25 protein-coding genes are annotated in these 23,755 nt (G+C 51.1%); 14 read left to right on the top strand and 11 right to left on the bottom strand.

Annotated features, from left to right (window positions below; translation table 11 throughout):
• Positions 1 to 261: 261 nt before the first annotated feature.
• Positions 262 to 507, top strand: coding sequence for a hypothetical protein (locus ACTS3T_RS23375; protein WP_377960232.1), 246 nt, complete (start codon positions 262 to 264; stop codon positions 505 to 507).
• Here the strand turns inward: ACTS3T_RS23375 and lptC are convergent.
• Both lptC and ACTS3T_RS23365 read right to left on the bottom strand, forming a co-directional pair.
• Positions 497 to 1,627 carry an LPS export ABC transporter periplasmic protein LptC gene (lptC, locus tag ACTS3T_RS23370; RefSeq protein ID WP_377960230.1) on the bottom strand — a complete coding sequence of 377 codons (1,131 nt, stop codon included), beginning with the start codon at positions 1,625 to 1,627 and terminating at the stop codon, positions 497 to 499. The two genes, ACTS3T_RS23375 and lptC, sit on opposite strands and share 11 nt — an antisense overlap.
• Before the next feature lie 120 nt (positions 1,628 to 1,747).
• Complete coding sequence (locus tag ACTS3T_RS23365) at positions 1,748 to 2,377, bottom strand: LabA-like NYN domain-containing protein (RefSeq protein WP_377960228.1); 630 nt, start codon at positions 2,375 to 2,377, stop codon at positions 1,748 to 1,750.
• Between the two features lie 869 nt (positions 2,378 to 3,246).
• On the opposite strand from ACTS3T_RS23365, the gene ACTS3T_RS23360 reads away from it, so the two are divergent.
• The 4 genes from ACTS3T_RS23360 (at position 3,247) to ACTS3T_RS23345 (ending at position 6,403) form a co-directional block, all read left to right on the top strand.
• Positions 3,247 to 3,966, top strand: a complete 720-nt coding sequence (locus ACTS3T_RS23360; protein WP_377960242.1) for a lysophospholipid acyltransferase family protein — start codon at positions 3,247 to 3,249, stop codon at positions 3,964 to 3,966.
• Between the two features lie 57 nt (positions 3,967 to 4,023).
• Positions 4,024 to 4,854, top strand: a complete 831-nt coding sequence (locus ACTS3T_RS23355; protein WP_377960226.1) for an alpha/beta fold hydrolase — start codon at positions 4,024 to 4,026, stop codon at positions 4,852 to 4,854.
• Positions 4,855 to 4,940: 86 nt separating this feature from the next.
• The gene (locus ACTS3T_RS23350; protein WP_462935812.1) at positions 4,941 to 5,723 is read left to right on the top strand and encodes an LmeA family phospholipid-binding protein; all 783 of its coding nucleotides are present in this window, start codon (positions 4,941 to 4,943) and stop codon (positions 5,721 to 5,723) included.
• Positions 5,724 to 5,740: 17 nt separating this feature from the next.
• Positions 5,741 to 6,403, top strand: coding sequence for a MotA/TolQ/ExbB proton channel family protein (locus ACTS3T_RS23345; protein WP_377960222.1), 663 nt, complete (start codon positions 5,741 to 5,743; stop codon positions 6,401 to 6,403).
• A gap of 17 nt (positions 6,404 to 6,420) precedes the next feature.
• On the opposite strand, the gene ACTS3T_RS23340 is transcribed toward ACTS3T_RS23345, so the two are convergent.
• The 4 genes from ACTS3T_RS23340 to hetZ form a co-directional block, all read right to left on the bottom strand.
• A complete protein-coding gene (locus ACTS3T_RS23340; protein ID WP_377960220.1) occupies positions 6,421 to 7,116 on the bottom strand; it encodes a GntR family transcriptional regulator in 696 nt (231 codons plus the stop codon).
• A gap of 402 nt (positions 7,117 to 7,518) precedes the next feature.
• Complete coding sequence (locus tag ACTS3T_RS23335; protein WP_377960218.1) at positions 7,519 to 9,831, bottom strand: transglutaminase TgpA family protein; 2,313 nt, start codon at positions 9,829 to 9,831, stop codon at positions 7,519 to 7,521.
• A 31-nt stretch (positions 9,832 to 9,862) separates the two neighbouring features.
• Positions 9,863 to 10,642, bottom strand: a complete 780-nt coding sequence (locus ACTS3T_RS23330) for a PatU (RefSeq protein ID WP_377960216.1) — start codon at positions 10,640 to 10,642, stop codon at positions 9,863 to 9,865.
• Positions 10,643 to 10,946: 304 nt separating this feature from the next.
• Complete coding sequence (hetZ, locus tag ACTS3T_RS23325; RefSeq protein ID WP_377960214.1) at positions 10,947 to 12,056, bottom strand: heterocyst differentiation protein HetZ; 1,110 nt, start codon at positions 12,054 to 12,056, stop codon at positions 10,947 to 10,949.
• A 391-nt stretch (positions 12,057 to 12,447) separates the two neighbouring features.
• Between hetZ and ACTS3T_RS23320 the strand changes: the two genes are divergently transcribed.
• The 3 genes from ACTS3T_RS23320 to ACTS3T_RS23310 all read left to right on the top strand — a co-directional run bounded on the left by ACTS3T_RS23320 (position 12,448) and on the right by ACTS3T_RS23310 (position 14,120).
• Entirely contained in the window at positions 12,448 to 12,930 is a 483-nt protein-coding gene (locus tag ACTS3T_RS23320; RefSeq protein WP_377960212.1) for a hypothetical protein, read from the top strand.
• Positions 12,931 to 13,027: 97 nt separating this feature from the next.
• Positions 13,028 to 13,183 carry a hypothetical protein gene (locus ACTS3T_RS23315; protein WP_377960210.1) on the top strand — a complete coding sequence of 52 codons (156 nt, stop codon included), beginning with the start codon at positions 13,028 to 13,030 and terminating at the stop codon, positions 13,181 to 13,183.
• Positions 13,173 to 14,120 carry a hypothetical protein gene (locus tag ACTS3T_RS23310; protein ID WP_377960208.1) on the top strand — a complete coding sequence of 316 codons (948 nt, stop codon included), beginning with the start codon at positions 13,173 to 13,175 and terminating at the stop codon, positions 14,118 to 14,120. The genes ACTS3T_RS23315 and ACTS3T_RS23310 overlap by 11 nt, the downstream gene beginning before the upstream one ends.
• A 133-nt stretch (positions 14,121 to 14,253) precedes the next feature.
• On the opposite strand, the gene ACTS3T_RS23305 is transcribed toward ACTS3T_RS23310, so the two are convergent.
• Genes ACTS3T_RS23305 through ACTS3T_RS23295 form a run of 3 tightly spaced genes read right to left on the bottom strand, consistent with a single transcriptional unit; the run spans position 14,254 to position 16,259 of the window.
• Positions 14,254 to 15,126, bottom strand: a complete 873-nt coding sequence (locus ACTS3T_RS23305; protein WP_377960240.1) for an EamA family transporter — start codon at positions 15,124 to 15,126, stop codon at positions 14,254 to 14,256.
• Complete coding sequence (locus ACTS3T_RS23300; protein WP_377960206.1) at positions 15,123 to 15,557, bottom strand: GNAT family N-acetyltransferase; 435 nt, start codon at positions 15,555 to 15,557, stop codon at positions 15,123 to 15,125. The genes ACTS3T_RS23305 and ACTS3T_RS23300 overlap by 4 nt, the downstream gene beginning before the upstream one ends.
• Positions 15,558 to 15,593: 36 nt before the next feature.
• On the bottom strand, positions 15,594 to 16,259 hold the full coding sequence (locus ACTS3T_RS23295) for a pyridoxamine 5'-phosphate oxidase family protein (RefSeq protein ID WP_377960204.1): 666 nt from the start codon (positions 16,257 to 16,259) through the stop codon (positions 15,594 to 15,596).
• A 145-nt stretch (positions 16,260 to 16,404) separates the two neighbouring features.
• On the opposite strand from ACTS3T_RS23295, the gene ACTS3T_RS23290 reads away from it, so the two are divergent.
• Together ACTS3T_RS23290 and ACTS3T_RS23285 are read left to right on the top strand one after the other, a co-directional pair.
• On the top strand, positions 16,405 to 16,620 hold the full coding sequence (locus ACTS3T_RS23290; RefSeq protein WP_377960202.1) for a hypothetical protein: 216 nt from the start codon (positions 16,405 to 16,407) through the stop codon (positions 16,618 to 16,620).
• 51 nt (positions 16,621 to 16,671) lie between these two features.
• Positions 16,672 to 18,189 (top strand): sensor histidine kinase, encoded by a 1,518-nt coding sequence (locus ACTS3T_RS23285; RefSeq protein ID WP_377960200.1) that lies wholly within the window; start codon positions 16,672 to 16,674, stop codon positions 18,187 to 18,189.
• A gap of 259 nt (positions 18,190 to 18,448) precedes the next feature.
• On the opposite strand, the gene ACTS3T_RS23280 is transcribed toward ACTS3T_RS23285, so the two are convergent.
• Complete coding sequence (locus ACTS3T_RS23280; protein WP_377960198.1) at positions 18,449 to 19,771, bottom strand: dihydrolipoamide acetyltransferase family protein; 1,323 nt, start codon at positions 19,769 to 19,771, stop codon at positions 18,449 to 18,451.
• Between the two features lie 339 nt (positions 19,772 to 20,110).
• Here ACTS3T_RS23280 and panB point away from each other — a divergent pair, with 339 nt between their 5' ends.
• The 4 genes from panB to ACTS3T_RS23260 all read left to right on the top strand — a co-directional run bounded on the left by panB (position 20,111) and on the right by ACTS3T_RS23260 (position 23,007).
• Positions 20,111 to 20,896, top strand: a complete 786-nt coding sequence (panB, locus tag ACTS3T_RS23275; RefSeq protein WP_377960196.1) for a 3-methyl-2-oxobutanoate hydroxymethyltransferase — start codon at positions 20,111 to 20,113, stop codon at positions 20,894 to 20,896.
• A gap of 131 nt (positions 20,897 to 21,027) precedes the next feature.
• Entirely contained in the window at positions 21,028 to 21,363 is a 336-nt protein-coding gene (locus tag ACTS3T_RS23270) for a hypothetical protein (RefSeq protein ID WP_377960194.1), read from the top strand.
• 172 nt (positions 21,364 to 21,535) lie between these two features.
• Positions 21,536 to 22,813: an adenosylhomocysteinase gene (ahcY, locus tag ACTS3T_RS23265; protein ID WP_377960192.1), complete on the top strand. Its 1,278-nt coding sequence runs from the start codon at positions 21,536 to 21,538 to the stop codon at positions 22,811 to 22,813.
• A gap of 53 nt (positions 22,814 to 22,866) precedes the next feature.
• Positions 22,867 to 23,007: a hypothetical protein gene (locus ACTS3T_RS23260; protein ID WP_377960190.1), complete on the top strand. Its 141-nt coding sequence runs from the start codon at positions 22,867 to 22,869 to the stop codon at positions 23,005 to 23,007.
• Here the strand turns inward: ACTS3T_RS23260 and ACTS3T_RS23255 are convergent.
• Complete coding sequence (locus ACTS3T_RS23255) at positions 22,999 to 23,259, bottom strand: hypothetical protein (RefSeq protein ID WP_377960188.1); 261 nt, start codon at positions 23,257 to 23,259, stop codon at positions 22,999 to 23,001. The genes ACTS3T_RS23260 and ACTS3T_RS23255 overlap by 9 nt on opposite strands.
• Between the last annotated feature and the right edge of the window lie 496 nt (positions 23,260 to 23,755).

Raw genomic sequence — 23,755 nt, 5'->3', positions numbered from 1 at the left:
ATTTTGAATTGAACAGTCTTTGCTCTGCATACGTTTCGTCATTCTCATCTGTACCCTTTTTTTGAAGAATTGTATTAGAGCGCAGAGGGCAAAAGGGTTTCTGTCGGGGGCTTTCAGCCATTTAAGCAGCTTAATTTTGGTGGCTATAGCTATCCGTTTCAGGCTGTTGGCTCCTTTTTGCTATTTCTGACTGATGATGGACGTTGACCGAGCGGCGATCGCGCTAACGTAGCGGCAGCAAAAACTTTAGCTTAAAAACGGATGCAACCTGATTTTACGCTCAACTCTGAGACGCCGCCAGCAGCCAGCCAAAATGGTTTGTCTGATCGCCAAGCTTTTGCGGCTACTCAACGAGCTGTACTTCAGCTAGAAGGATCAGGCGTCAGTGATTTCCAGTTTTTTAATGCTCTGGCAGATTTTTATCACCGCCGAGGCCAGAGCGACCTCTCAGCGCTGATGGCCGAAGCTGCCTATCATTGCTATCAGCAACTCTCGGTCAAGGTGTAATTTCAGTCACTACCCGTCCGCCGCTGATGACGACAGTTTCTTCATCCAACTGCCCTACAGCACGGGGGCCTTGCACCTGCACAGGCGGGTCGCTTTGGCGGTAGTTGACGTTGCCTTCAGCGACAACTTGCTGAGATTCTAAGTTCCAAGTCAGGCTATCGGCCTGTAGCTGAGATTGCTGGCCTTCAACCACATTGACGCCCTGAGTTAAATAAACGACTTGCTGATTGAGGTTGAGTTCGCCACGATTGGCTGAAATTTGAACTTTTTGCTCAGGTTGGTTGGCTTGTAAAGCGTCAGGAACGACTACTTGCGCTTGCTCGACGTTCCACACAGCCACCTGACTAAAAATTTCTAGCGGCAGTTCTAGCAGTTCTAGCTTGACATCTTCCGTCAGTTTCACCACCTTTTTGGCCAGATCAACTTCGCCCTGCTGCCCCGTTACCCGATCGCTGACCTGGTCATTTTTTAGCTGCTCTACCTGAATGGGGCGATCGCTCTCGACCCTCTGCGCGTCAATGAGCCAGGTTAGCTCTTCTGCCGCCATTCGCAAAAAGGGGGCTTCTGTGGTGCTGGCAACAACATTTTTACTCAGCTCTAAACGCCGTTCGCGGTTATATACCCTCGCTTCTTGAGCGGAGGCTTTCAGTTGGGGATGGGTGCCTGTAATTTGGTTGCGCACCACCATCAAATCTTCTTCCGGCTGCCACTCTAGCTCCTGCCCTTTCAAAACCACTTTGTTTTGAACGCCCGTGGCTACGATATTGTTTTTCAGAAAAATGGATTGACCATCTTGCCGCACTTCACCGCGATCGGCTTTTACGCGGTAAATGACTTCACCATCTTGAAAGAGTTCACCATCTGGATTGATCACCGTGGCGACTTTTTGGTCAGGGCTATAGGTAACTTCGTCGGCGTGAACTCGCCATAACAAGTTGCCGTCTTCGTCTGGCTGCTCTAGCGTGACGTCTTTGAGGGTCAACCCCGGTTCTGCCGTTTCATCGGCTGTGTTTCCGGCTTCTGTAATGGGCTGCTGATTGATTAGCTGGCAGGCTCGCACACCGCCTAAAATCACCGCAATCAGCACTACAATTCCGGCTAGACGATACCACTTTCCCATACTGAATCACTCCATCAGCGATCGCAGGCAGACTAAGCCCCTCAAATCCTAGCAACTTTGAGTCTGCTTGCGGCCAGCAACCCGACGCTTAGCCTGCCGAGTTAAGGCAGCCGCTTGCGCTTAGCCCATTTCAGGATGATGGTCTTCGTCATCGGGAAAGCCAATGCTGGAGAGGGGACGATAGGTGTAAGGATGGCTGCGCGGCGTTTTTTTGATGTCGTCTTTGATCGTATCTAAATCGATATAGCGATCGGAAACATTAATCAGGCTGTCACTGGTCATCGAGCGCAAGCTAACCACCTCAACTCGTACCCCTCGATAGCTCGCCGCATCTACGGCATAGGCTAGATCGCCATCGCCACTGACCAAAACTGCCGTATCGTAAGCGCCTACCAGCGCCATCATATCTACAGCGATTTCAACGTCCAGATTGGCTTTTTTGGAGCCATCAGGCAACTGCACCAGATCTTTAGAAATAACCCGATAGCCGTTTCGCCGCATCCATAGCAAGAAGCCCTGTTGCTTTTCATTGGTGCGATCGACGCCCGTATAAAAGAAAGAGCGCAGCAGGCGAGAGCCAGCCGTCAAACGACAAAGTAATTTGGTGTAGTCAATTTCAATCCCTAACTGAAGCGCTGCATAGAAAAGGTTAGAACCATCAATAAAAATGGCAACTCGGCCTCTGTTCTCAAGTACCTGTTCGGGCGTGAAGAGAGTTTCGTGTTCAAAGCTTGAAGGATGGTTAAGCATGGGTTTTATATCCGATTTTTATGGATCCAAAAAAGCAAATTAATCAATACTCATAAATGAGTCAGGCATAGCGTAGGATAAGGGCTACTTATCAGCCCAAATTAGGCTTTAACAGCCTGAAAAATTGAGTGAATCAAAATAAAGCAAGTCTACATCCTGAAGAAATAACAAAATTCCAGTTTGATAAAGCAGTCAAGAATCTATTTCTAGTATGCCTGCAGAAAACGCAGATGTCGGTTAATCTTTAGCTTCTCTCAGGCTTTCAATAGATTTAGCTCTAAACCCTGATGTCTCATATCTATGAAACCGAAAGGCGAACTCAGTTGGCTCGTATCGAATACCTTATCGACAAGTGTTAACAGTTCTCTATAAATAGAAATTTCCGTTTGCAAGGGCTGTCCTTGAGCAATGGACAAAAGCGACTTCTCGACCGTGTGATTATGAGTAGCCTTTATTTTTCTGTATAAAATTTGTCGGTTGTTGAGACAGCTATTTTGGGGTTAAAAGGTGATCAATTTAACGACGGCACTCGCTAGCTGATTATCCAGATGCCGCAAATTGGGGTCGCTAGAGAGAATCACTCCAGCGCGGCGATCGCTTCTGAGCTTTAGCCCCATTCTGAGCCAGAAAGTCTTGATCGCTACTCGTTGACTGCAAAAAACACTGAGGCTAGCAAATAATTTTGTCTCCGGAAGAACTCACTATGATAGAGCTGGGAAGTCTGAACTTATATCAGGAGAACAGCTTTAATTTAAGCTTAATCAAAATTTTTCTGTTGGGTTTTAGGGATTTAATCCCGCCATCTATGCAGAGAATGGATAGATATCTGCCTCTAGACTGATGCCTCATCGTTTATCTTAATGCCGCTAATTATGCTGGAGAGTCCTTTAGCACTTTCTCATAGCCTGTTGACGCTATTTGGTACCCAAATTAAGACGCACTATTTTGCCCGCCTGCCAGCAACTCAGGCGATCGTGATCAGCAACCACCGGAGCTTCTTAGATGCCCCGGTTTTGATGCAAGCCCTACAGCGGCCAATTCGATTTGCCTGTCATCACTACATGGGGCAAGTTCCTCTTTTGCGGGAATTGGTTGAGCAATTAGGCGGATTTCCCCTAGCTGAATCTAAGCAGCGCCAGTCGAGCTTTTTTCGGCAGTCGGTTCGTTTGCTCCAAAGCCAGCAGTCTGTAGGAATTTTTCCAGAAGGAACCCGACCCATGGTAGAAATCGGCCATCCTCGCCAGGTGTATCCGTTTCAGCGGGGGTTTGCGCATTTAGCGCTACGCGCTCCGATCGCAGATTTAGTGGTGTTACCTGTGGCGATCGCAGCCGATGAACCAGGCTTTATTTCACCTATCCCATTGCGGCTGTTCGGCTGGTTTGACCCATCAGAGCCTTTGTTTGATCAGCCAGGGTTTCATCCAGTGGTGATCTACAATCGGGTAGATGTATGGGTTGGCAAGCCTATCAAGGTGACGCCCATCCAGCGTCAGCAATACCGGGGTAAGCAGGCGGGTGAGATAGTTGAGGCTTTGACCACCGACTGCCAACAGGCGATCGCCCAGCTTTTGCAGCAAGGGCATTATTAACTAAATTAACTAACCCCTCTTGGGCTTACCCACCGGGAGTCTTGAGTTTCACCCTTCATGCCGTCAACTAAGTCTAAAATTTGCCTGCTACGGCTTACCGCTGCGCGTCCCCATCTGCCCGTACTGCTTTTTTTACCTGGTATGGATGGTACTGAGATCTCTTTAAGACCTCAACTGGCTGGTTTACAAGCCCACTTTGATATTCGCTGTTTAACCTTGCCACCCGATGATCACTCAGATTGGCCGACGCTGGCTCGCATAACCATTGACCTCGTCAAGCAAGCCAATCTCTTTGAACGATCTATTTATTTGTGTGGGGAGTCTTTTGGCGGGTGTTTGGCTTTACAAATTGCCGCAGACTATCCCCATCTTTTTGAGCGTTTGATTTTGATCAACCCCGCTTCTTCCTTTAGCAATCACTTGTTAATGGGCTGGGGAGCTGAACTTTTACCCCCCTTACCCTACTACCTGTACTACATTTCAGCGTTTGGCCTTTTACCTTTTTTGGCGGCGTTCGATCGCATTGAAGTACACAACTCTCAGGCTTTATTAGCTGCTATGCAAGCCGTCACGCAAACCAGCGCCCGTTGGCGGCTCAAACTGCTCAACACGTTCAGACCCAACTGGACACGGCTGAGACAATTACACCAGCCGACGCTGCTACTGGCTAGCCGCGCCGATCGCCTGCTACCCTCAATTACAGAAGCAGAAAAACTGCAGCGTGCTATCCCCCACGCTCAAATGGTGGTTTTGCCCCATAGCGGTCATGCTTGCTTGCTGGAGCGACAGGTTAAGTTAGCCGCTATCCTCCAAACCCACAAATTCATGCCAGCCTTAGCTTCTGACCCTTTGAAAGAGAGGTATGATGAAAGTCATAAGGGAATTTAAACAACCAGATCTTTGTCAAATCGCTTCACATTTTGTTACAAATAAGGTGATACATCCATAGGTGCTCGTAAAGGATGCTTGGCGGTTTGACTGGGTTCAACCAATCTCCTAACGCTGACTTCGGCGAACGGATGCTCAATTCCGTTGCCAGCCAGTCCATCCGCCATCTGTTCACTTCTAGTGACACAGTTGAGGTGGAAATTCGCTGCTCTCCCGCTAGCAAGCTGCTGCAAGGCAGTATTGACAGCTTTAAGATGCAGGGTAAAGGGCTGGTGATTCGGCGTGAGTTTGAGACGAAAGAAATGTCTTTCGAGACAGACGCTGTGGCTATTGACGTTGGGGCTTTGCTGGGGGGGAAAATTCGCCTGCGGCAACCCACACAAGCGATCGCTCAAGTCGTTCTTTCTGAAGCAGCGATTAATCGAGCCTTCGAGGCTGAACTGGTGCAAAAGCAGCTAACCAACGTTACCCATGAGGAGATCACCAATTTATCGGGCGGAGAACCCGTTTCTTTTCGCGATGTGCGGCTGAAGCTCAAACCCAATCAGCAGGTGGAAATCTGGGCTTTAACCGATCTACCCAACCGCAAAGATGTGCCAATTAGCCTGTCAGCTCAGGTTACAGTCGAAAAGCGACGACGTATTTTGTTTGCTAACGCCCAATTTGAGCCAGGTGAGGTACCGAGCGAAGTTCAGGGTCTTTCTAAGGTTTTGACTCAGGGCTTTATTAAGGTGCTCAACGGTATGGTAGATTTAGAGCGCTTTAACTTAGACGGGGTGATGCTGCGGGTCAATCGTCTGGAAACCAAAGGTTCGGATTTGGTTTTTAGCGGATATGCACAAGTCGAGCATTTTCCCGGAACTCGCTAGTTGCGTCGCATCTGCTTATGCCCTTTTTTCGGCTGCTGGCCCTGGGTGGGGTTGTTATCTGGCCCCTGCTGGTTTTTTCTCTGTTGGCAACTGTCTTAATTTTGGAGCGCTGCTGGTTTTGGTGGCGCTTACTACAGCGTCAGGAAGCAGTGGTCAGGGCTGTGTTAAAAGCCTATCCCCAAAATATTCAGGCGGCTGTAAGCAAGCTGAAGCAAAATGCCGATTTGCCCCTTGCCCGAATTTTTTTAGCTGCGCTTAGTTCGGCTCAGGCAACGCCAGAAGATTTTCGGCTGGCTTTAGAAACGGCGGCTCAGGCGGAATTGCCCCTGCTCAAGCGATTCAACACAGTTTTTGAAACTATTATTGGCGTAGCCCCGCTGCTGGGTTTGCTGGGGACAGTGCTAGGGCTGATTGAGGCTTTTGCCTCGCTGCGGCTCGGCGACGTGGGCGGCGTTGAGTCAGTGGGGGTCACTTCTGGCATTGGCGAAGCGCTGATTTCAACAGCAGCCGGGTTGGTTGTGGCGATTGTGACGCTGCTGTTTGCCAATCTTTTTCAAGGTCTTTATCGCCGCCAGCGGGCGTTTATTCAAGAATCAGGCGGGCGCTTAGAAATTTTGCACCGCCACCTTTACCGCCAGCAGCTTCAGCCACCTCAAGATCGACGCGGCTGGACACGTTAACGCTTCATTCGGATTCATCAGAGAGGATTGCCGTGAATTTGGGCTAGCTCTTTCACCACCCGTTCTTTGCTGGCGGTGAGGTGAGATGTGATGGCTGCGATCGCCGTTTCGGGGTCTTGCTGGGCGATCGCTTGGTAAATGTCTTGATGTTCTTTTCTTACTTCTAGCACGTTAGGGTTTTGCCGGGTGGTTTGCAGACGCAGCAGCATCATTTTGCTAAACACCTGCTCCAGCAAAGACACTAAACACTGATTGCCGGAACTCTCAGCAATCAGATGGTGAAAGCGATAGTCTAGTGCTAGCAATTGCTGGCCTAAATCAGACTGAGGCGATCGCTGGGCTAGCGCTTCCGCTTCAGCCACACAGAGGGCAAGTTGTTCAAGCTGGGTGGGGGTTGCCTGATTGCAGGCTTCGCTGACCGATAGGGTTTCTAGCGCCATACGACAGTTGTATAGATGAACGGCTTCGCTAGCAGAAACGGTTGCGACTCGTAGCCAGCCATTGGCGTCAGCAGTGACCAGTTCTTCTTGCTGGAGCTGGCGCAGGGCTTCGCGAATGGGGGTACGACTAACCTGAAGCTGTTGGGCAATTTGAGTTTCTATTAAGCGATCGCCAGGAGCCAGCATTCCCTCCAAAATGCTCTGGCGCAGCGCCTCATAGGTTTGCTCGTAGAGAGACTTACGGCGCTGCAGAGATTTAGCTAGCGGAACCAAGGTCAATTCTCCTGAAAAGCGGTGAGTTGTGAGCGATCGCCCAAACGAATATAGCTAAAAGCAAAAGGCAGCGGGCAGAAGCAAAGCTTTGCTGTCTAGGGGCTTGCGGCTATTTGAGTGTCTCAACGCAGGTGGCTACAGCTATAACTCTAGGGGCTACGGTGATATCTCGTTGTATACAGCATACAAACTTAACTTTGTCGGCTTCAAGTCAGGCTGAAATGGCTAAAAGCAGAGGGTTGAGGGCAGAAGGATCGCTTTTTGTCAGCGGCTTGCAGCCATTGCAGCGTCTCCCCTGAGTGGCTACAGCCATCAATGATTGGGGTTTGGTGGCAGGTGAAGTCAAGCTAGAAAGCCTAAGCCAAGCGTATCTTAGCCAATCTTGGGGAGGGAGGCTAAGGGTTACTGGGTCTGGCGCGGACGTTGAGGCTTTTGTAGGCGCTTGAGCCGATCGCTTAAGTACGCCTCATTTTGGCTTTCTTGGCCGTAGCGCCAGCGGACATAGGCTTGAGAAATTTCCTGGATAATTTGAGCGCGTTGCGGATCGGGGCGATCGCCCAAACTTTGAACATATTCGAGTGGGGTTTGAGCCACCGTTTTTGGGTAGCCTTGCTGCGTCAGCCAATCAACCATTTGCTGGTAGAGGCTTTCCATCAGCGGTAGTTTTTGCAGCCAGCGTTGCCGTCGCCAGCTACGCCAGCCGCGCCAGCTGAGCCAACCGACAAAACCCAGGCTCAGCAACAAGGCGATCGCCAGAAAGAGGCCAACCCAGCCCTGGCGAAATAAACCAGATAGCAGATTTAAGCTACGCGCCACCAGCCTACCGATGGTTGCAAAAACACCATTGAGCCACCCGGCCACTGGCGACGGTAGCCACCCAGCCACCCAGTTCCAAAACCGACGGAGGGCACTAAAGACCTGAGAATCTTCAATTGACGGCGGAATTAGCGGGTGCCCCGGAATGGGATCAAAAGCATACCAGCCATAGTCAGGGAAATACACCTCGGTCATGGCGTAGGCATCGGTATTTTGGACGACATAAAACCCGGTAAAAGGATTGAACTCACCCGGCCCGAACCCAGCCACCAGGCGAGCCGGAATGCCAACTGAACGAAGCATCACCGTCAACACGGTTGAAAAGTGGTCAGGGTAGCCACCTTCGTAATCAAATAAAAAGGCTTCAACCAGATCTTCGTCGGCTTCAAAAAACGGTAATTCGGGCTGAACAGAGTAATTTTGCTTGAGCGCCTGAGCCAAGAAAAGGGCTTTTTCGTAGGGATTGTTGAGTGGATTGGGGGATCGAGCCAACAGCGCCTCTGTTTGCTGCCTGACTCGCGCCCGAATTGGCTCAGGTACCTGCAAATAGTACTGACGGTAGCTATCCTCATACTGGGTTTTAGCTTGACCCAGCAGAGTGCGATCGCGATAAGGTACCTCGGAGACAACCGTATAGGTCATGCCTTCTTCTAGGCTAACAGGCGATCGCAAACTGCCTTCTGGGTCAATAGCTACCTCTGCTGTAGGAAAATAAAGCTCTTCGGGCTGATAGAGCGCAGGAATCAGGTTGGGTAGCGTAGCGGTGATGGTATAGGTTTGAATAATTTCGCGATCGCGAGCTAGAGAGCGCAAACGGGGTATATAAGTTTGAAACGCAAAGCTCGAACGTTGCAGGGTTTCAGCTTCATCATCTCGGCTAATTTCCCATCCCTGACCCGTATAGCGATCAAAAGCCAAAACGCGCCAAAATCCTTCTGCCTGCGATCGAACCCGCATGACTACCTGCGGCGTCAGACGGCCTCGCAGGTTTTGATTCATCGTTTGATTGAAGCCGTAGTAGTAGGTATCGTCTAGCTCACCGGGGCCAGAAGCGGCGGTTTGTCCGGCACTAAAGTCACCCCCCGATTCGCTGCTGCCGTTACCTTCTGTGCCTTCTCCCTGACTAACATAACCAGGGTTAACAATTAAATTGCCGTTAAATTCACCGTCAAACTCGACCGTTGAGCTAATCGGAAAACTACGAATCTGGTAGCCCGGTAGCCGAGGTAGCAGCGCAAAAATGATCAGTCCTAGCGCCAAGACAATAAACGTTAATCCCCATAGCTGGCGCAGTGAAACCCCCGCCTTAAAGCTATGCCAGCCGTGGCGCAACAGCCCCAACTGAGACTGATAGTCCAACGCTAAAACGGGCAGCGCTACCAAACAAAACAGCAGCAACAGCGGCCCAAATGCCAGCGTTTGACTAACCGTTCCGGCTACCCCAATCAAGATGAGGCCAATAATCATGGAATAGCCTAAATCTTTGCGTCGGGGTAAATCAAAACTGTGCAACACCTGCAGGTGAATCAGCAGTTCTGCCAGAATAATTCGCGTATCGCCGGGGCTGCCTAGCAGCCGTGAAAAGAAAAACGCCAGCGCTAACAGCATGCCGATGGCAATGCAAAACTTAGTTGCGATATTTTTTTGGCGGCGTCTGCGCCAGCTCCAATAGGCTCCTACCGCACTGAGAGGAATGGCTAGCAGGTTAAAACTCGAAGTTTGGGTGACCCCTGCGGCGGCTACCGCAACGGAAGTAATGCCTATTGTCACCAAAACCTGAATCAATACCCGTAGCACAATAGACTCCTCAGCCTGAGGCTGAGGAAGCGCAGACACTCGCTGCCGCCACTGCTGTAAAAGTGATCGTTTAGGCGTTGGCTGGGAAAAACCCGACGACATGAATTAAGGCAGGAATAACAGCATTCCTATCCTAGCCCGCTGTTTCATCGATAAGCTGCAGGCTAAACACAAGGGGTTCTTCGGAGGCTTCAACCCAAACACAAAGCTGATAGCGCTGGTTGATCTGAGGATTGGCTAAGGTGAGGTTAAGGGATCCGGCTTGCGATCGCTGAGCTGAGCAGTCAGAATCAGCCCCCCCGATTTGGATCTGACCGCCGCAGGGTAATTCAGCCTGTACGGTAAGCTGGGCTGCTGGCTCAGTACTATAGCCAACTGTGATTTGCACCTGGCCAATTTCGGTGAGCCATTGGCACGATTGCTGCGGCTGTTGCGCCGAAACCGTAAGACTTAGGGTATTGAGAATGTCTTGGGCTGCCAGCATTGACAGGGCAATTTTTTGCTGAGGATTGGCCGCCTCATACCCTTGCGCCAACTGCACCAGTCGCGGCGCAGTTGCTGTCGAGCGCACCGCACCAGCATTGGCCAGTACCATACCTGCAATGCGATCGAGTGTTTGAGGCTGCTCTGGAAACAACTGCTCAACCGCTCGAATTAACTTAACGCCCTGCTTGAGTGAAGACTGAGCGATCGCCTGACACTGTTGCAGCAGCGCTGTGAGAACTTCTTCCGGTAAAGTGGCAGGCAAGTCTAAATTTTGCAACTGCTTGAGCCAGACTGAAGACTCGCCTAAAGAGCTCAGCGCTTCAACGGGATATTCTTGAATTTCAGTTTCCCAGGGAAACAGCGGGGGGCGACTTTCTATTTCAACTTGGAGGCGACGTTTTAACAACGCCTGAAAACGATCTTGCACAGCGGGTATATCTCCCATTTCAGCTATATCCGATAAACGCAGTGAAGAAATATCAGAGCTTGCCAGCTCAGCCGCAGACGAGCTAACAGATTCAGCATTAAGAGAATCCCATGCCAACTGGGAGGCATCAGTTCGCAACTCATCAGTATTTGGTGCCCTTGAATCTTCCCGTACTTTAGAATCGATCCCTGATGGTGAGGAGGTTGTTGGGCTAGGCTCGACTAAGAGCCACAAGAGCAAGCTCCGTATGATTTCTGAGTCACTCTTCATAGGCAGATACTCCCAGTCCGGATAATTTCAAAATTCAAGGGTTGCGCATTTCCCAGGCTTTTTCTAGTAGCTTAGTCCACTGTTTTTGTAGTTGCGTAGAAGTCAGTCCTAAAACTCTAGCGATTTCGGCGTCGGCTATGCCTTCTTTTTTCAGGTGTAGCAGCTTGGTTTGCTTTTGATTGATGTTGTCTTGCAGGCTCTGCCACTGCTGAGGCGTTAGCCCCAAATTGCGCTCTAAGTCGGCTTCGAGCCAATCGTGTACTAGCTCCCAATGATGGCTGAGGGCAAATCGCAGCAGGTGATATTTAAACCGCTGCTGTAAGTAATCTCGCTGGCGCGGCGTCAGGTTGAGTAGCGATTCGATTTCCTGAGTGGGCAAATCTAGCAGACGTAGCGTGAAATAGTCGGCACAGTCTTCTTGCTCACGCTCTTTGAGATAAGATAGCAGCGCTTCAATCACCCGGCTACGCAGAGAATCTTCGGGTTCTTCTTCGCTTTGCGCCACCATTTGCTCTCGCAAACGCTGAGTAGGGGTATTGCTCCAGGTTTGGTCATCGTCGTGGCTACCCCCTTCCGTTGCTTGCTCGATGTCAACTAGGGTTTCAGGCGGTTGCTGCTTGGAAAAAGTTTGCGCCCGCAAAATGATCAATTGCTGGCTGCGTCGTCCTGGCAGCGGGATACGTCGCTTGGCATAGCGCTCGGTAAAAGCCATGTACTCTGAAAGCTGCAGGCGCGTTTTAGGCTGATAGGCAACCGACAACTGATTTTCGCGGCGGAAGGCATTGATGGCTTCGACATAAAAGCCTTGCAAAAAGTCTTCGATCAGTCCTAGTCGGGCTTGATAGCTAGACTGTACCTGAGGCGGAGAAATGTAGCGATAGACGATCGCACTTAGCGTACTGTGCAGTTCAATGCGCCCTTGGCGTGATCCCAGTCGATAGTACTTTAGGCACTGACTCAGACGATGCCGCGCTAGGGTTAAAGCCCAATTCTCAACTTCGCCCGAATTTTGAATGCGCGTACTTTCACGACAAATACGCGAAATTTCTTGGCTAAGTCGCTCAGCAACGGGCTGACAGGTCTGTGCAGAAGACTGGGTGGCTTGCTGAAGCTCTGTAAGCAAAAACTGAAAGAGTGAGTCCACTCCGTTAAGATTCCTACCCCGATGGTTATGCGGTCGTTCAAACCTTAGCATACCCACAATTTCCTCCGGGAAATCGCGGATTAGACTAGAAGAACTAGCGTTAATCAAGCTAGCTTATCTGGTCTGGTTGTAAAGTTGGAAGCTGCACCCAGGCTAGTCAATATGGCAAATCGAGTAGCCTCTACTACAATAGCGAGAAAGCTTATTTGTGAGTTCCTGAAATATTAGTAAAGTTGTGGTCACGATGACGACATGGCCTATCCGTAAAAACTCTGACTTCAAGCAGGGTGCTGTGAATTCACCCGTTAATCATCCATAATCAATGCTTTTAGAGCGCTATTCGACGATAAGCTGACTCCGTTTACCCTTTCAATAAGACGATGCGCTCACTATGACCATGAACCTTGATCAGCAAATTCAAGCGCTTATTCAGGAAGCGCCTAAAGATGGATCCACAGGGGCGGCGGTTGAAGCGATCGCCCCAGCGCTTAAGTCTCTCGCCGCGCAGCTCCAGCATTTGCAATACTACATTTTGCAAACCTTAGACCAGGGGTGGGTGATGACAACGGTGGCTAACCGCAACCAAGCTGACCTGCGCAAAAACGTAATTTATGCTTATCCAACGCTGCAAGATGTCGCCTTGGGGCCGCAGTCTATTAAAGATCCTCAGGTGATGGCGCTGCCCATTCCGGTTACCCAAATTTTGTTTCGCATGTTGTCGATGCGATCGGTTGATAGTGTTATTTTCTTTGAAAATCCTGGTAGCCTGCGGCGAGCGGTAGAAGTGCGTCGGCAAGATATTCAAACGATTCTTCAGGCTCAGCTACAGCAGGCTGTGCAAAAAGCCAATAACGTGCCGCCAGATATTGCTTAGAAAAACCGCGAAAAACCGCAGATTTGCAGGGGATTGGCGCAGCGTTTTGGGAGGTAATTTTCAGGCTGCTTTGAGCCATTGCAGTGTCTCAAAGCGGGTGGCTAAAGCTATCGATGCCTCAATCCTAGTGGCGATCGCTATATCAATAACAGTTAAGCGATCGCCAGTAGACGAGCGTTGTATGGCAGAATTTAGCCACTTCCGGGCGATTTTAGCCAGGTTATCACCAGCGGTTATGAGCGATGGCGACTGATTATTTAGTGTTTGTTCATGGGGTGAATGTCCGTGAGTCAGCCCGCAACGAAGAGCTGAAAAATTATACGTATGCCGATCGGCTTTTTAGTCTGATTAGTCAAAAAGTGCAGGCGCACGACCCGACCCGGCAGTTAAAAAAAGTTCCTTTGTATTGGGGCAACGTCAATCGTAATTCTTTGACTGAACTGCGCAGCTATTTGCAAAGTTCTTCGGTGTGGAACAAACTCTGGTTCCGAGAGTTTCGTCAAGGTCAGCTCATTCCGTTTGCAGGCGATGCCGCTCTTTATATTAGCCGCCATGTCGGTTCTCTAGCCGTCAATCAGCTAGCTCAGCAGGCGATCGCGGGTTTGCAAGGCTATCAGCCCAGCGATCGCCTGCATTTGATTACCCACAGTTGGGGCACGGTAATTTTATTTGATGTGCTGTTTGCCAACCGCTGGCTACAGGCGGAAGTGCCAGAGTCTGGGCGACGTAGCGTGGAGCTAATTCGTCAGGGAATTTTTGGCCTACCGCCGGATCAAGCAGCGGGCATTTGCTTGCGCAGTATTCACACGATGGGATCTCCGATTGCCCTATTTAGCTTGATTACCATCACCGGGCAAAACCACGAAGAGGGTAGCTCTCACGATCTTAGCTCTGGGTTTGACGGCCTTTTATCCCATCTCGATCGCAAACTACCCTGGTGCAACTTTATTCATCCCGGCGATCCGGTCGCTTGGCCGCTGGAAAAAGTGATTCGACGGCTCATTGATCGCGAAGCCCACGCCGTTATGATTCAAGATGTGCTAATTCCAGGTTCTGGCTTTCTCAACCAGATTGGCCGACTGTTTCAGCAGTCTATTCTTGCTATTATCAACGGCGGTAATGCCCACAATAGCTACTGGAGTAGTGAAAAAGTTGCCGATCGCATTAGCCAGAGCATTTTAGAAACTTAGTAGATTTTCTTGGTTTTCAAGGCTTATAGCGGTCACTGCCCACGTTGAGACAATCAAATAGCCACAAGCCCCTAGACAACAAAGCTTTGCTTCTGCCCGCTGCGTTTACCTTTCGCTGCCTTTAGCGATAGATCTAGCCCTGGGGTTTGAAGCTGGCAGCACGGGGAGCTAAAACAATAAGCGCCAGCCCAGCAAAAACCAGCAGTCCCCCTATCAGCTCTAACTGGCCTAAACTATCCCCTAGCAGTAGGGCAGAAAACAGCAGGCCAAATACAGGAACCAGCAGCGAAAAAGGGGCAACGACGTTAGGGGAATAGCGCTGCATCAAGTAGCCCCAAAACCCAAAACACAACATCGACGAAATTAGCCCCGTATACAGCAAAGCCCCAATGCCTAGCCCATTGAGCTGTCGCAACGCTTCCCACTGCCCGGTTTCAAACCAAAGCGACAGCCCCAATAGCGGCAGGGGTGGCACGATCGCCATCCAGATAAACAGCCGAAACCCATTGGCCACATTGGCTAGCTTTAAGGTAATGTTACCGCTGGCCCAGGCTAAACTGGCTCCCAATACCAGCAGCAACCCTACCAGACGGGCTTGGGCAAAGCTTTCAAAGGCGATCGCCCCCATACCGCTCAGACTAACCCCCATACCTAGCCACTGCTGTCGGGTGGGACGATCTTTGAGCATGACAGCGGCCAGCAACAGGGTAAAAATGGCCTGAGATTGCAAGACCAGCGAAGACAAGCCAGCGGGCATACCGTTGTACATACCGATGTACAGCAGGCCAAACTGCAAAACCCCCATGGTCAGGCCAATGGCGATAATCCATTTCCAGGCGATGCCTTGCCGCTTGACCAAAAACACAGCCGGCAAAGCCACGACCACAAAGCGCAAAGCGGCAAATAGCAGCGGTGGGAATTCGCCTAGCCCCAGCTTGATGACTACAAAGGTCAATCCCCAAAGGGCGGTCGTTAAAATAGCCAGAATCAAATGGTTGAGTTTCACGGTTGGCAAGGGCGGCGCTCATAGTGCGATCGCTGCATCAGTTTTTGCGTTAGATGGTCGGTAAATCCCCACTTCTGGTAGAAGGGCACCATTTCTGGCGTGCAGAATAAGCTAAACGATTCCACCTGGGCCAGTTCGGGATGGTTGACAATGGCTTCTAGCAAGGCTCGGCCTAGCCCTTGTCCTTGGTAGCCAGCCGCTACCATCACATCTAAAATTACCGCCCGAAATAGATAGTCGGTTAGAACCCGGCTAAAGCCGATTAGCGTCGTACTGTCAGGTTCACACAAACCCAGCACGATATCTGTGTTGTGAACTAGCTGGCGGGTATCGGCTAGCGATCGCCCTTTAGCCCACCAAACGGTTTGATACAGTCTGTGCAGGTCTTGAATCTGCGCTTCAGTGAGCTGATGGATAAGGGGGTAGCCCATAATATTGAGTCGAATGGAAAAAGGTCTGCCCTCAGACTAACCCCTCTGGTAATTTTGCACTGAGTCAGGGATGACGCTAGCAGTCGCCAACTGCGGATCGGCAATCGGTGATTGAGCCGTCAGACGCAGCGGAATTTCTCCGGCCCAAATGGGCAAAGCATAATCTGCCGGATCGTCAATTGGTGGCCCGCTTCGCACCTTAGCGGAGGCTTCACTCAGCGGTATTGACAATACCAGCGTGCCGTTTAATTCGGCTTCGGTGGGCGATCGCAACTCGTCCCAACGTCCCGGCACTACCTGATCGGTAAAGGCTTTGAGGGCAATGACCTTTTCAGCTATAGGCTCGACCACCGTAGCGGTGCCAAATACCACCACCGACCGATAGTTCATAGAGTGATGAAACGCCGATCGCGCCAGCACTAAGCCATCGAGCAACGTCACGGTAACGCACACTTCAATGCCTGCCTGGAGCGATCGCAGCAGGCGGCTAGCGGGAGAACCGTGTAGATACAGGCGATCGCCGATGCGCCCAAAAGCGGTGGGAATCACATAGGGTTGTCCTTCGACGGCAAAGCCTACATGGCAAACCAGCGCTTCATCCAAAATTTGATAAATTTGCTCAGTTTCATAGCGGCCACGCTTGGGTAGGCGCTTAAGCTGAGTCCGAACGGTTGGCTGCAAACGAGAAGGTGACTGTGACATCACTTGAAACCTGATAAAACGGTTTTCTCAACCTAGCGGCTAAAACAGCGATCGACCATCGACCGCGTTGATAGACAGCTTTCATTTTTTCACTACGCGTGAGAATAAGCACTCGTCACAATAAAATGCTGAGAATAAATACTTAGTGAAACAAGCATCTACCGGTGAAGTAGAGAAAATGGCTCGTCTGCTAGCTGAGCAAGTGGCAGCCCCGACGGCGCGGTTTAGGGCGACTGACAAGGCATGCTTTGTAAACCTAGATGTCAATTCATTGCGTTGCTTTTCAAATTTCCCGATTACTGTTTCAAAATGGGCAATTTCTGAAGAAAGTCTTAAAAGCGGCCCTTATTTTGATATTTGATACGCCCCTTTTTATAAAAAAACCTGCGGATAAAAAGCTTTGCTTAAAAGTATGATTTTTAACACTCAGACGTATCTCAAAAATCATTGTCAAAGTATTGAGGCTCAGGCGGCACTGTTGAACGTGGTTACCAAAGTTCACCAGTCCCTAGACTTGAACACGATTTTGACCACGACGGCGATTGAAGTGCGCCAGCTACTTAAAGCTGATCGGGTAGGCATTGTGCGGCTCAATCCGGCTAGCGGTTGGGGAGATGGTGAGTTTATTGCCGAAGATGTGGCTCCGCAGTTTGACGCGGTTTTGGCTAAGCGGGTGCGCGATCGCTGTTTTGGCAGCGACTATGCCAATCAATACCAGCAGGGGCGTATTCAGGCCATTAACGATATTTATGCGGCAGGTTTGAGCCACTGCCACCTACAAGTTTTAGAGCAGTTTCAGGTGCGGGCTAATCTTTTGCTGCCCCTGCTAGAAGGTGAGAACTTGTGGGGGCTGTTGTGTGTGCATCAATGTTCTGAGCCGCGCAAATGGCAGCAGGCTGAAATTGAGTTTGTCTCTCATATTGCCACGCACCTGAGCGTTGCCATTCAGCAAGCTGAGTTGCTGGCCAAAACGCAACAGCAATCTGCTGACCTCAGCCAGCTACTGCATGAACTGCAAGTGGCTCATACTCAGCTAGCTCAGCAGGAAAAACTATCTAGCTTGGGGCAGCTAGCGGCTGGGATTGCCCACGAAATTAACAATCCGGTGAGCTTTATTTTGGGCAACCTGGTTCATTTCGCCCATTTCAGCCGCGATTTGATGCAGCTTTTGAACTGTTACCGCCAGCACTATCCGCAGCCTGTTCCAGAAATTCAGGCTTTGGAGGCTGCCATTGACTTAGAGTTTTTGTCAATGGATATGACTAAGCTGTTGCGCTCAATGAAGGTGGGTGCCAAACGCATTCAAAAAACGATTTTATCGCTGCGCAATTTTGTCCGCCTAGATGAGGCTGAGCTAAAGACGGTAGACATTCACGAAGGGATTGACAATGCCTTGCTGATTTTGCGCCATCGGTTGCAGAGACATCCCGAAGCACCCCCGATTGAGGTGGTGAAAGCGTATGGGGCACTACCGCTCGTTGAGTGCTACCCCAGCAAGCTCAACCAGGTAATTATGAACCTGCTAACCAATGCAATTGAGGCGTTGGAAGAGGAGATGCTGAGCCATCAGCTACCTGCGATCGCCCATGCTGAAGCGTTATCGCCCGCAGCGATCGCCCCGACTACCCTCAGATCGCCTAAGCTATCAATGATCCGCATTTGCACCACGCAGGTAGACAGCCAGTGGGTCAAAATCGTCATTTCAGATACCGGGCCAGGAATTGCGGCTCACTTACGCGATCGCCTTTATGATCCCTTTTTTACGACCAAGCCCATTGGTCGAGGCACGGGGTTGGGGCTAGCCATTAGCCAGCAAACCATCGTTGTGGATCATGGGGGCAAGCTAGAGTGCTATTCTCAACCCGGCATGGGCACCGAGTTTCATATTCAAATTCCGATTCACCGCAGCCCTGCCTGTCTGAGGCTATAAAACCAGCCGGGGCAGGGCAATCCCTGCCCCAACGCCTGTTTGCCAGCGCTGGCGGCTGGACTTATTGCGCTATCGGCTGCTCTATCGGCTTAATTTAGAGGGTGTTTGAAAAGCTAATAGTTGCGAGTTTAGGCACTCATCGATCCCCCCTTAGTGCCGCTTAAACGGGGAATCGGCTCGGAAGTCCCCCTTTTTAAGGGAGATTTAAGGGGGATCTCAGCCGTTTTGCTCCGCAGCAGATGTCTTTTCAAACATCTGCTTAAAGCGTTAGCGAGTGGGACTCGTTTTCAATGAGCTGAGCCAAATCTCGCAGGAAGGCGGCTGCGTCTGCACCGTAGATGATGCGGTGATCGCAGGTGATGTTGACCTGCATCTGTCGCTTAACGCCAAATAAGCCGTTTTCGGTGGCGACGACCTGAGGGCTGGCTCCCCCAATTGCCAGAATCGCGCCTTGCCCCGGTGGCAAAATAGCATCAAAGCGATCGACGCCAAACATGCCCAGGTTGGACAACGTAAAGGTGCCAGAATTGTACTCTTCCGGCTGTAGCTGTTTAGAACGGGCACGATTGACCAGGTCTTTCCAAGCGCGGGAAAGTGAATAAATATCCATTTGGTCTGCGCCGCGCAAAACAGGGGTAATCAGGCCCCCATCGGGCATAGCCACTGCAACGGCGACGTTGATGCTGCTGCGATATTGAATGGCATTGTCTGCGTAGCTGGCATTGAGCAACGGGTGCTTTTGCAGGGTGACAGCGACGGCTTTGGCCAGCAGCCCGGTCATGGTGACCCCTTTAGACTTGATTTGCTTGTAAAGCTGGTCTAGAGGATCGGTTGTGATGGTGTAGCCAACGTGGTAAATGGGCACCTGCAAACTGGCGACCATATTGCGGACAACGGCCTGTTGCAGCGTGTTGAGGGGAACCGCCTGTCCGGGCACAGCCGCTTGGGCGGCGGGTTGGGGAGCGGGGGCGGCAGCAGCGGGGGCGGCAATATGCGGTGTGGGCGCGGCTGGGGGGGCGACTGGGGGAGCCGGAACGGCAGCGGCGGTAGGCGTTTTGCCCGTGGCAGCTTCAACATCTTGAGCCACGATTCGTCCGTGGGGGCCAGTGCCTTCTAGCGTGTTGAGATCGACTTTGAGTTCTTTGGCTAGCTTGCGGGCGCGAGGTGAAACCACCAGGCGATCGCGTTTTTTCGGTGTTTCGGAGCTGGCTCCATTTTGGGCGGCTACGGCGACTTCTGCTTCTGATGTGGCGGCGGCAGCAGGTTCGGGGGTAGCGGGGGAACTAGCTGGCGTCGCTGCCGTGGTGGCGGCGGCTTGCTGTTTAGCGGCTTCGATTTCGGCTTCAGACTCTGCCAGTAAAGCGATCGCGTTTCCGACAGCGGCGACATCGCCAGCAGCTACGACAATGCTGGCTAAATAGCCTTCATAGAAAGACTCTACATCCATGTCAGCTTTATCTGACTCAACCACCACGACAGTTTCGCCTTTCTCAACTTTGTCCCCTTCTTGCTTCTCCCAGGAAACAATTTTGCCTTCAGTCATCGTCGAGCTGAGGGCGGGCATAAAAATTTCACGAATCATGGAGCGACTTCCGAGACAGCAAACGACATCAATAGCCAACGTTTAATTGTATCCTGACAGGGGCTTCCGGCAATGCCCTTGGCCGACGAAAATTCCTCAGATCGCTCACTTTTGTGCGCTTGCCCTCAAAGCCGCTTTTAGCGTCGCAAAGCGACGGCCATCACTCTTAAGGCGGCGGCTCTAGCCGCGACGGCCAAGGGCGAAAAATAAAGACAACTGGTAATCAACTGACGCGATCGCTCTGGTGCTTGGCCTGGTTATCTCTAGTAGACTCAGCGCGTTGCGCTTTCTCTTGCCCCCATCTGCTATCCTGACAACCATATTCAGAACTTGCAGGCTATGGCTGTCAACGTTCATCAATTTGTGCGATGGAAGCAAGAAGGACGGGCGATCGCCGTTTTGACCGCCTGGGATTATACGTCTGCGCGTATTGTCGAGCAGGCCGGGGCTGACATTGTGCTGGTGGGTGATTCGCTAGCGATGACGGTTTTGGGGTACGAAACAACTTTGCCGCTGACGCTGGAAGAAATGCTGCACCACACGAAAGCAGTGCAGCGGGGGGCTAAACAGTCTTTGATTGTGGCTGATCTGCCGTTTTTGAGCTATCAGGTGAGTTTGCCGCAAGCGATGGCCTCAGCCGGACGAGCGCTCAAAGAAGGCGGGGCGCAGGCAGTCAAGCTGGAAGGGGGACATGCGGCGATGGCGCAAACGATTCAGGCTTTGGTGCAAGCAGGCATTCCGGTGATGGGGCATGTGGGGCTAACGCCGCAGTCGGTAAATCAGTTTGGTGGGTTTCGCCAGCAGGGTAAGTCGCCAGCCGAGGCCGAACGGATTTTGCAAGAAGCGATCGCCGTTGAACAAGCGGGTGCCTTTAGCCTGGTGCTAGAGCATATTCCCTCAGCTCTGGCGGCAAAAATTTCTCAAACGCTGACGATTCCAACCATTGGCATTGGCGCGGGCGCTCACTGTGACGGGCAAGTGCTGGTGACGGCAGATGTTTTGGGTCTGTCGGACTGGCAGCCTCCTTTTGCCAAATCTTATGCCAACCTGCGACAACAGGCTGTTTCTGCCGCGCAGCAGTTTTGCCAAGAGGTTCGCGATCGCCAGTTTCCTGTCTCAGGATAGATACTGAGCCGTTTGTTTTTAGCGCAATATCAGCACGATGGCGTTGTCAATTTTGAGAAAACGCTATGTAAAATACCTTTGTTTCGGGAAAATACTCAGTCTATTCTTAGCGTTCTATAGGAGCGAAATGTATGGGTTTTCTAGGTAAGCTATTCGGCAAAAAAGAAGAGGAGAAAGCAAAGGCTGCTCCTAAGGTAGAAGTTAAAAGAGCCGCTAAAGACAACGCTATTCCGCCCGAAAAGGTGGGGCTTGATGGCAAATTTGATGAAAGCGGTCTGGCCAAGCGGGTTGCCAAAGCGTTTGATGATGCAGATATTTCTGACAACGTCGGTCTGTGGGTAGCGCAAGAAGGCAGTACGGTGGTGCTGAAGTACAACCCGGATGCTGAGTCGGTGCTGGCTAAAGCAAAAGAAGTGGCGATGAAAGTCGATGGGGCAGACGCGGTACGAGCCGAACCCAATACCTAAAACCTGAGAAATAGCTACTGTATTCTCCGCTTTTTCTCGGTAATAACCTAAAACAGAAGGGCGTGCGCAGGGGGGGCTTTTGCGCACGCACTTTTGTTTCTCTGGGGGGGACTTTTGGTTAAGCTAGGGAAACTGACCGAAGGTTCAGACTCATCCATCATCTAAAAGGCTCATGACTGCAACACCGATACAGCAAAAGTACGATATTAAAGACATTTCACTAGCGGCTCAAGGCAAACAGCGCATCGAATGGGCAGGGCGAGAAATGCCCGTACTCAGACAAATTCAAGATCGCTTTGCTCAAGAAAAGCCCTTAGCTGGCATTCGCATTGCCGCTTGCTGCCATGTCACTACTGAAACGGCGCATTTGGCGATCGCGCTGAAAAATGGTGGCGCAGATGCGCTTTTAATTGCCAGCAACCCGCTTTCGACGCAGGATGATGTGGCAGCTAGCCTGGTAGCCGACTACGGCATCCCGGTGTTTGCAATTAAAGGGGAAGATAACGACACCTACCACCGCCACGTTGAAACCGCGCTTGATCATCGTCCTAACATCATCATTGACGATGGTAGTGATGTAGTGGCAACGCTGGTAAAAGAGCGCCAGTCGCAACTGGCTGACATTATTGGCACTACCGAAGAAACCACTACGGGCATTGTGCGTTTACGAGCCATGTTTAAAGACGGGGTGCTGTCTTTTCCGGCGATGAATGTCAACGATGCTGATACCAAGCACTTTTTTGACAACCGCTATGGCACAGGCCAATCGACCTTAGATGGCATTATCCGAGCAACTAACATTTTGCTGGCGGGCAAAAATATCGTCGTGGCGGGTTATGGCTGGTGTGGCAAGGGCACGGCGCTGCGGGCACGGGGGCTGGGTGCTAACGTGATTGTGACGGAAATTGACCCGGTACGGGCGATTGAAGCGGTGATGGATGGCTTTCGGGTGATGCCGATGGCTGAAGCGGCTCCGCAGGGGGATCTGTTTATTACGGTGACGGGCAATAAGCATGTGATCCGGCAGGAACATTTTGAGGTGATGAAGGAGGGGGCTATTGTTTGCAACTCTGGTCACTTTGATATTGAGATTGATCTGAAGGCTCTCAAAGAGATGTCTACTGAGGTGAAGCAGGTACGCAACTTTACTCAGCAGTATTTTCTGCACAGTGGTAAGTCGGTTATTGTGCTGGGCGAAGGCCGTTTGATCAATCTCGCGGCGGCTGAGGGTCATCCTAGCGCTGTGATGGATATGAGCTTTGCGAACCAGGCGTTGGCGTGTGAGCATTTGGTGAAAAATCAGGGTCGTCTAGAGCCAGGTTTGCATGCTATTCCTGAGGCGGTTGATAAAGAGATTGCGCGGCTTAAGCTACAGGCGATGGGAATTCAGGTAGATGATCTCACGCCGGAGCAGGAAGTTTATATTAATTCCTGGACAGCCGGAACCTAAAGCAGCGCGATCGCCTGTCGATTTTTTTGCTTTAACCCGTTTAGGGGTGGGCTGTGCCCGCCCCTATATTTTTGGGCAATGCTATCGCCATGAGGGCTGAAGAAAAGCTTTTCTGTCAGCGGTTTTCGGCCATTGAGGTGTTTCAAGGCGGATGGCTATTGCTATACCAAGCCTGCGGCGGTGGCTTATTCTAGCCGCACCAGCTTGACTAAAAAACCCATCACTTCACCTGGATTGGGGGTTAAAATGACGCGATTTTCGGGGATTTCAATCGGGTGCGTCCAGCGGACGGCTTCGGCGTAGCGGGCTTGGTGAAGCTGGTAGATGGTGCGTTTGACGAGGGGGGCTGTGCCGATGAGGATGTGGCGAATGGGTTCGCGTCCGTCGTTGGCGGCGGCAAAGCTGTGGGAGGAGTTGGGCTGGGTAAAGCCAGATTCTTGAAACATGGGTTTCTCCGAGTGTTTGGGTTGGTGAAATTTACCCATTGCGCTTTGAGACGCGACAGCGCCGCGCCTGAGCGATGGGTAGAAAACCCAAAAACTAGCCGCCCCGTGCCAGCGCAAAGCAAGTCAGGGCGGCTAGAGAACTGTTAAAATTCACCTCAGCCTGCCGGACTGGACTTATCAGTCTGGTCGGTTAGCGGTTCGGAGTTGTGCCAGCAACTTTGAGCCGCGCAGCTAGTTTTCGGGACGGATGATGCAGAAGCGGTTAGGACTGTTGCCCTGCATTAGATAGAGACGTTACCGTATTTGAGCGATCGCGTCAACTGGTTTGGCGATCGCTTTTTTGATATGGAGAAAAAGGGCGATCGCTTCTCTTACAAGGAGCATTCTGATCTCAGCCAAGCTGCTTTTTAAAGCAAAATCCTGGCTGCAAAAGACAAAAAAAACTAAACAAACTTTAGAGAAACTGGGCAGCTAACTAAAGCGCTGACTATACTGA

It is taken from the genome of Almyronema sp., assembly GCF_052168255.1.
Taxonomy (GTDB): Bacteria; Cyanobacteriota; Cyanobacteriia; order Phormidesmidales; family Phormidesmidaceae; genus Sphaerothrix; species Sphaerothrix epifaneia.
Note: the sequence above shows the minus strand (reverse complement) of the source record. Positions and strands in the feature narration are given on the sequence as shown.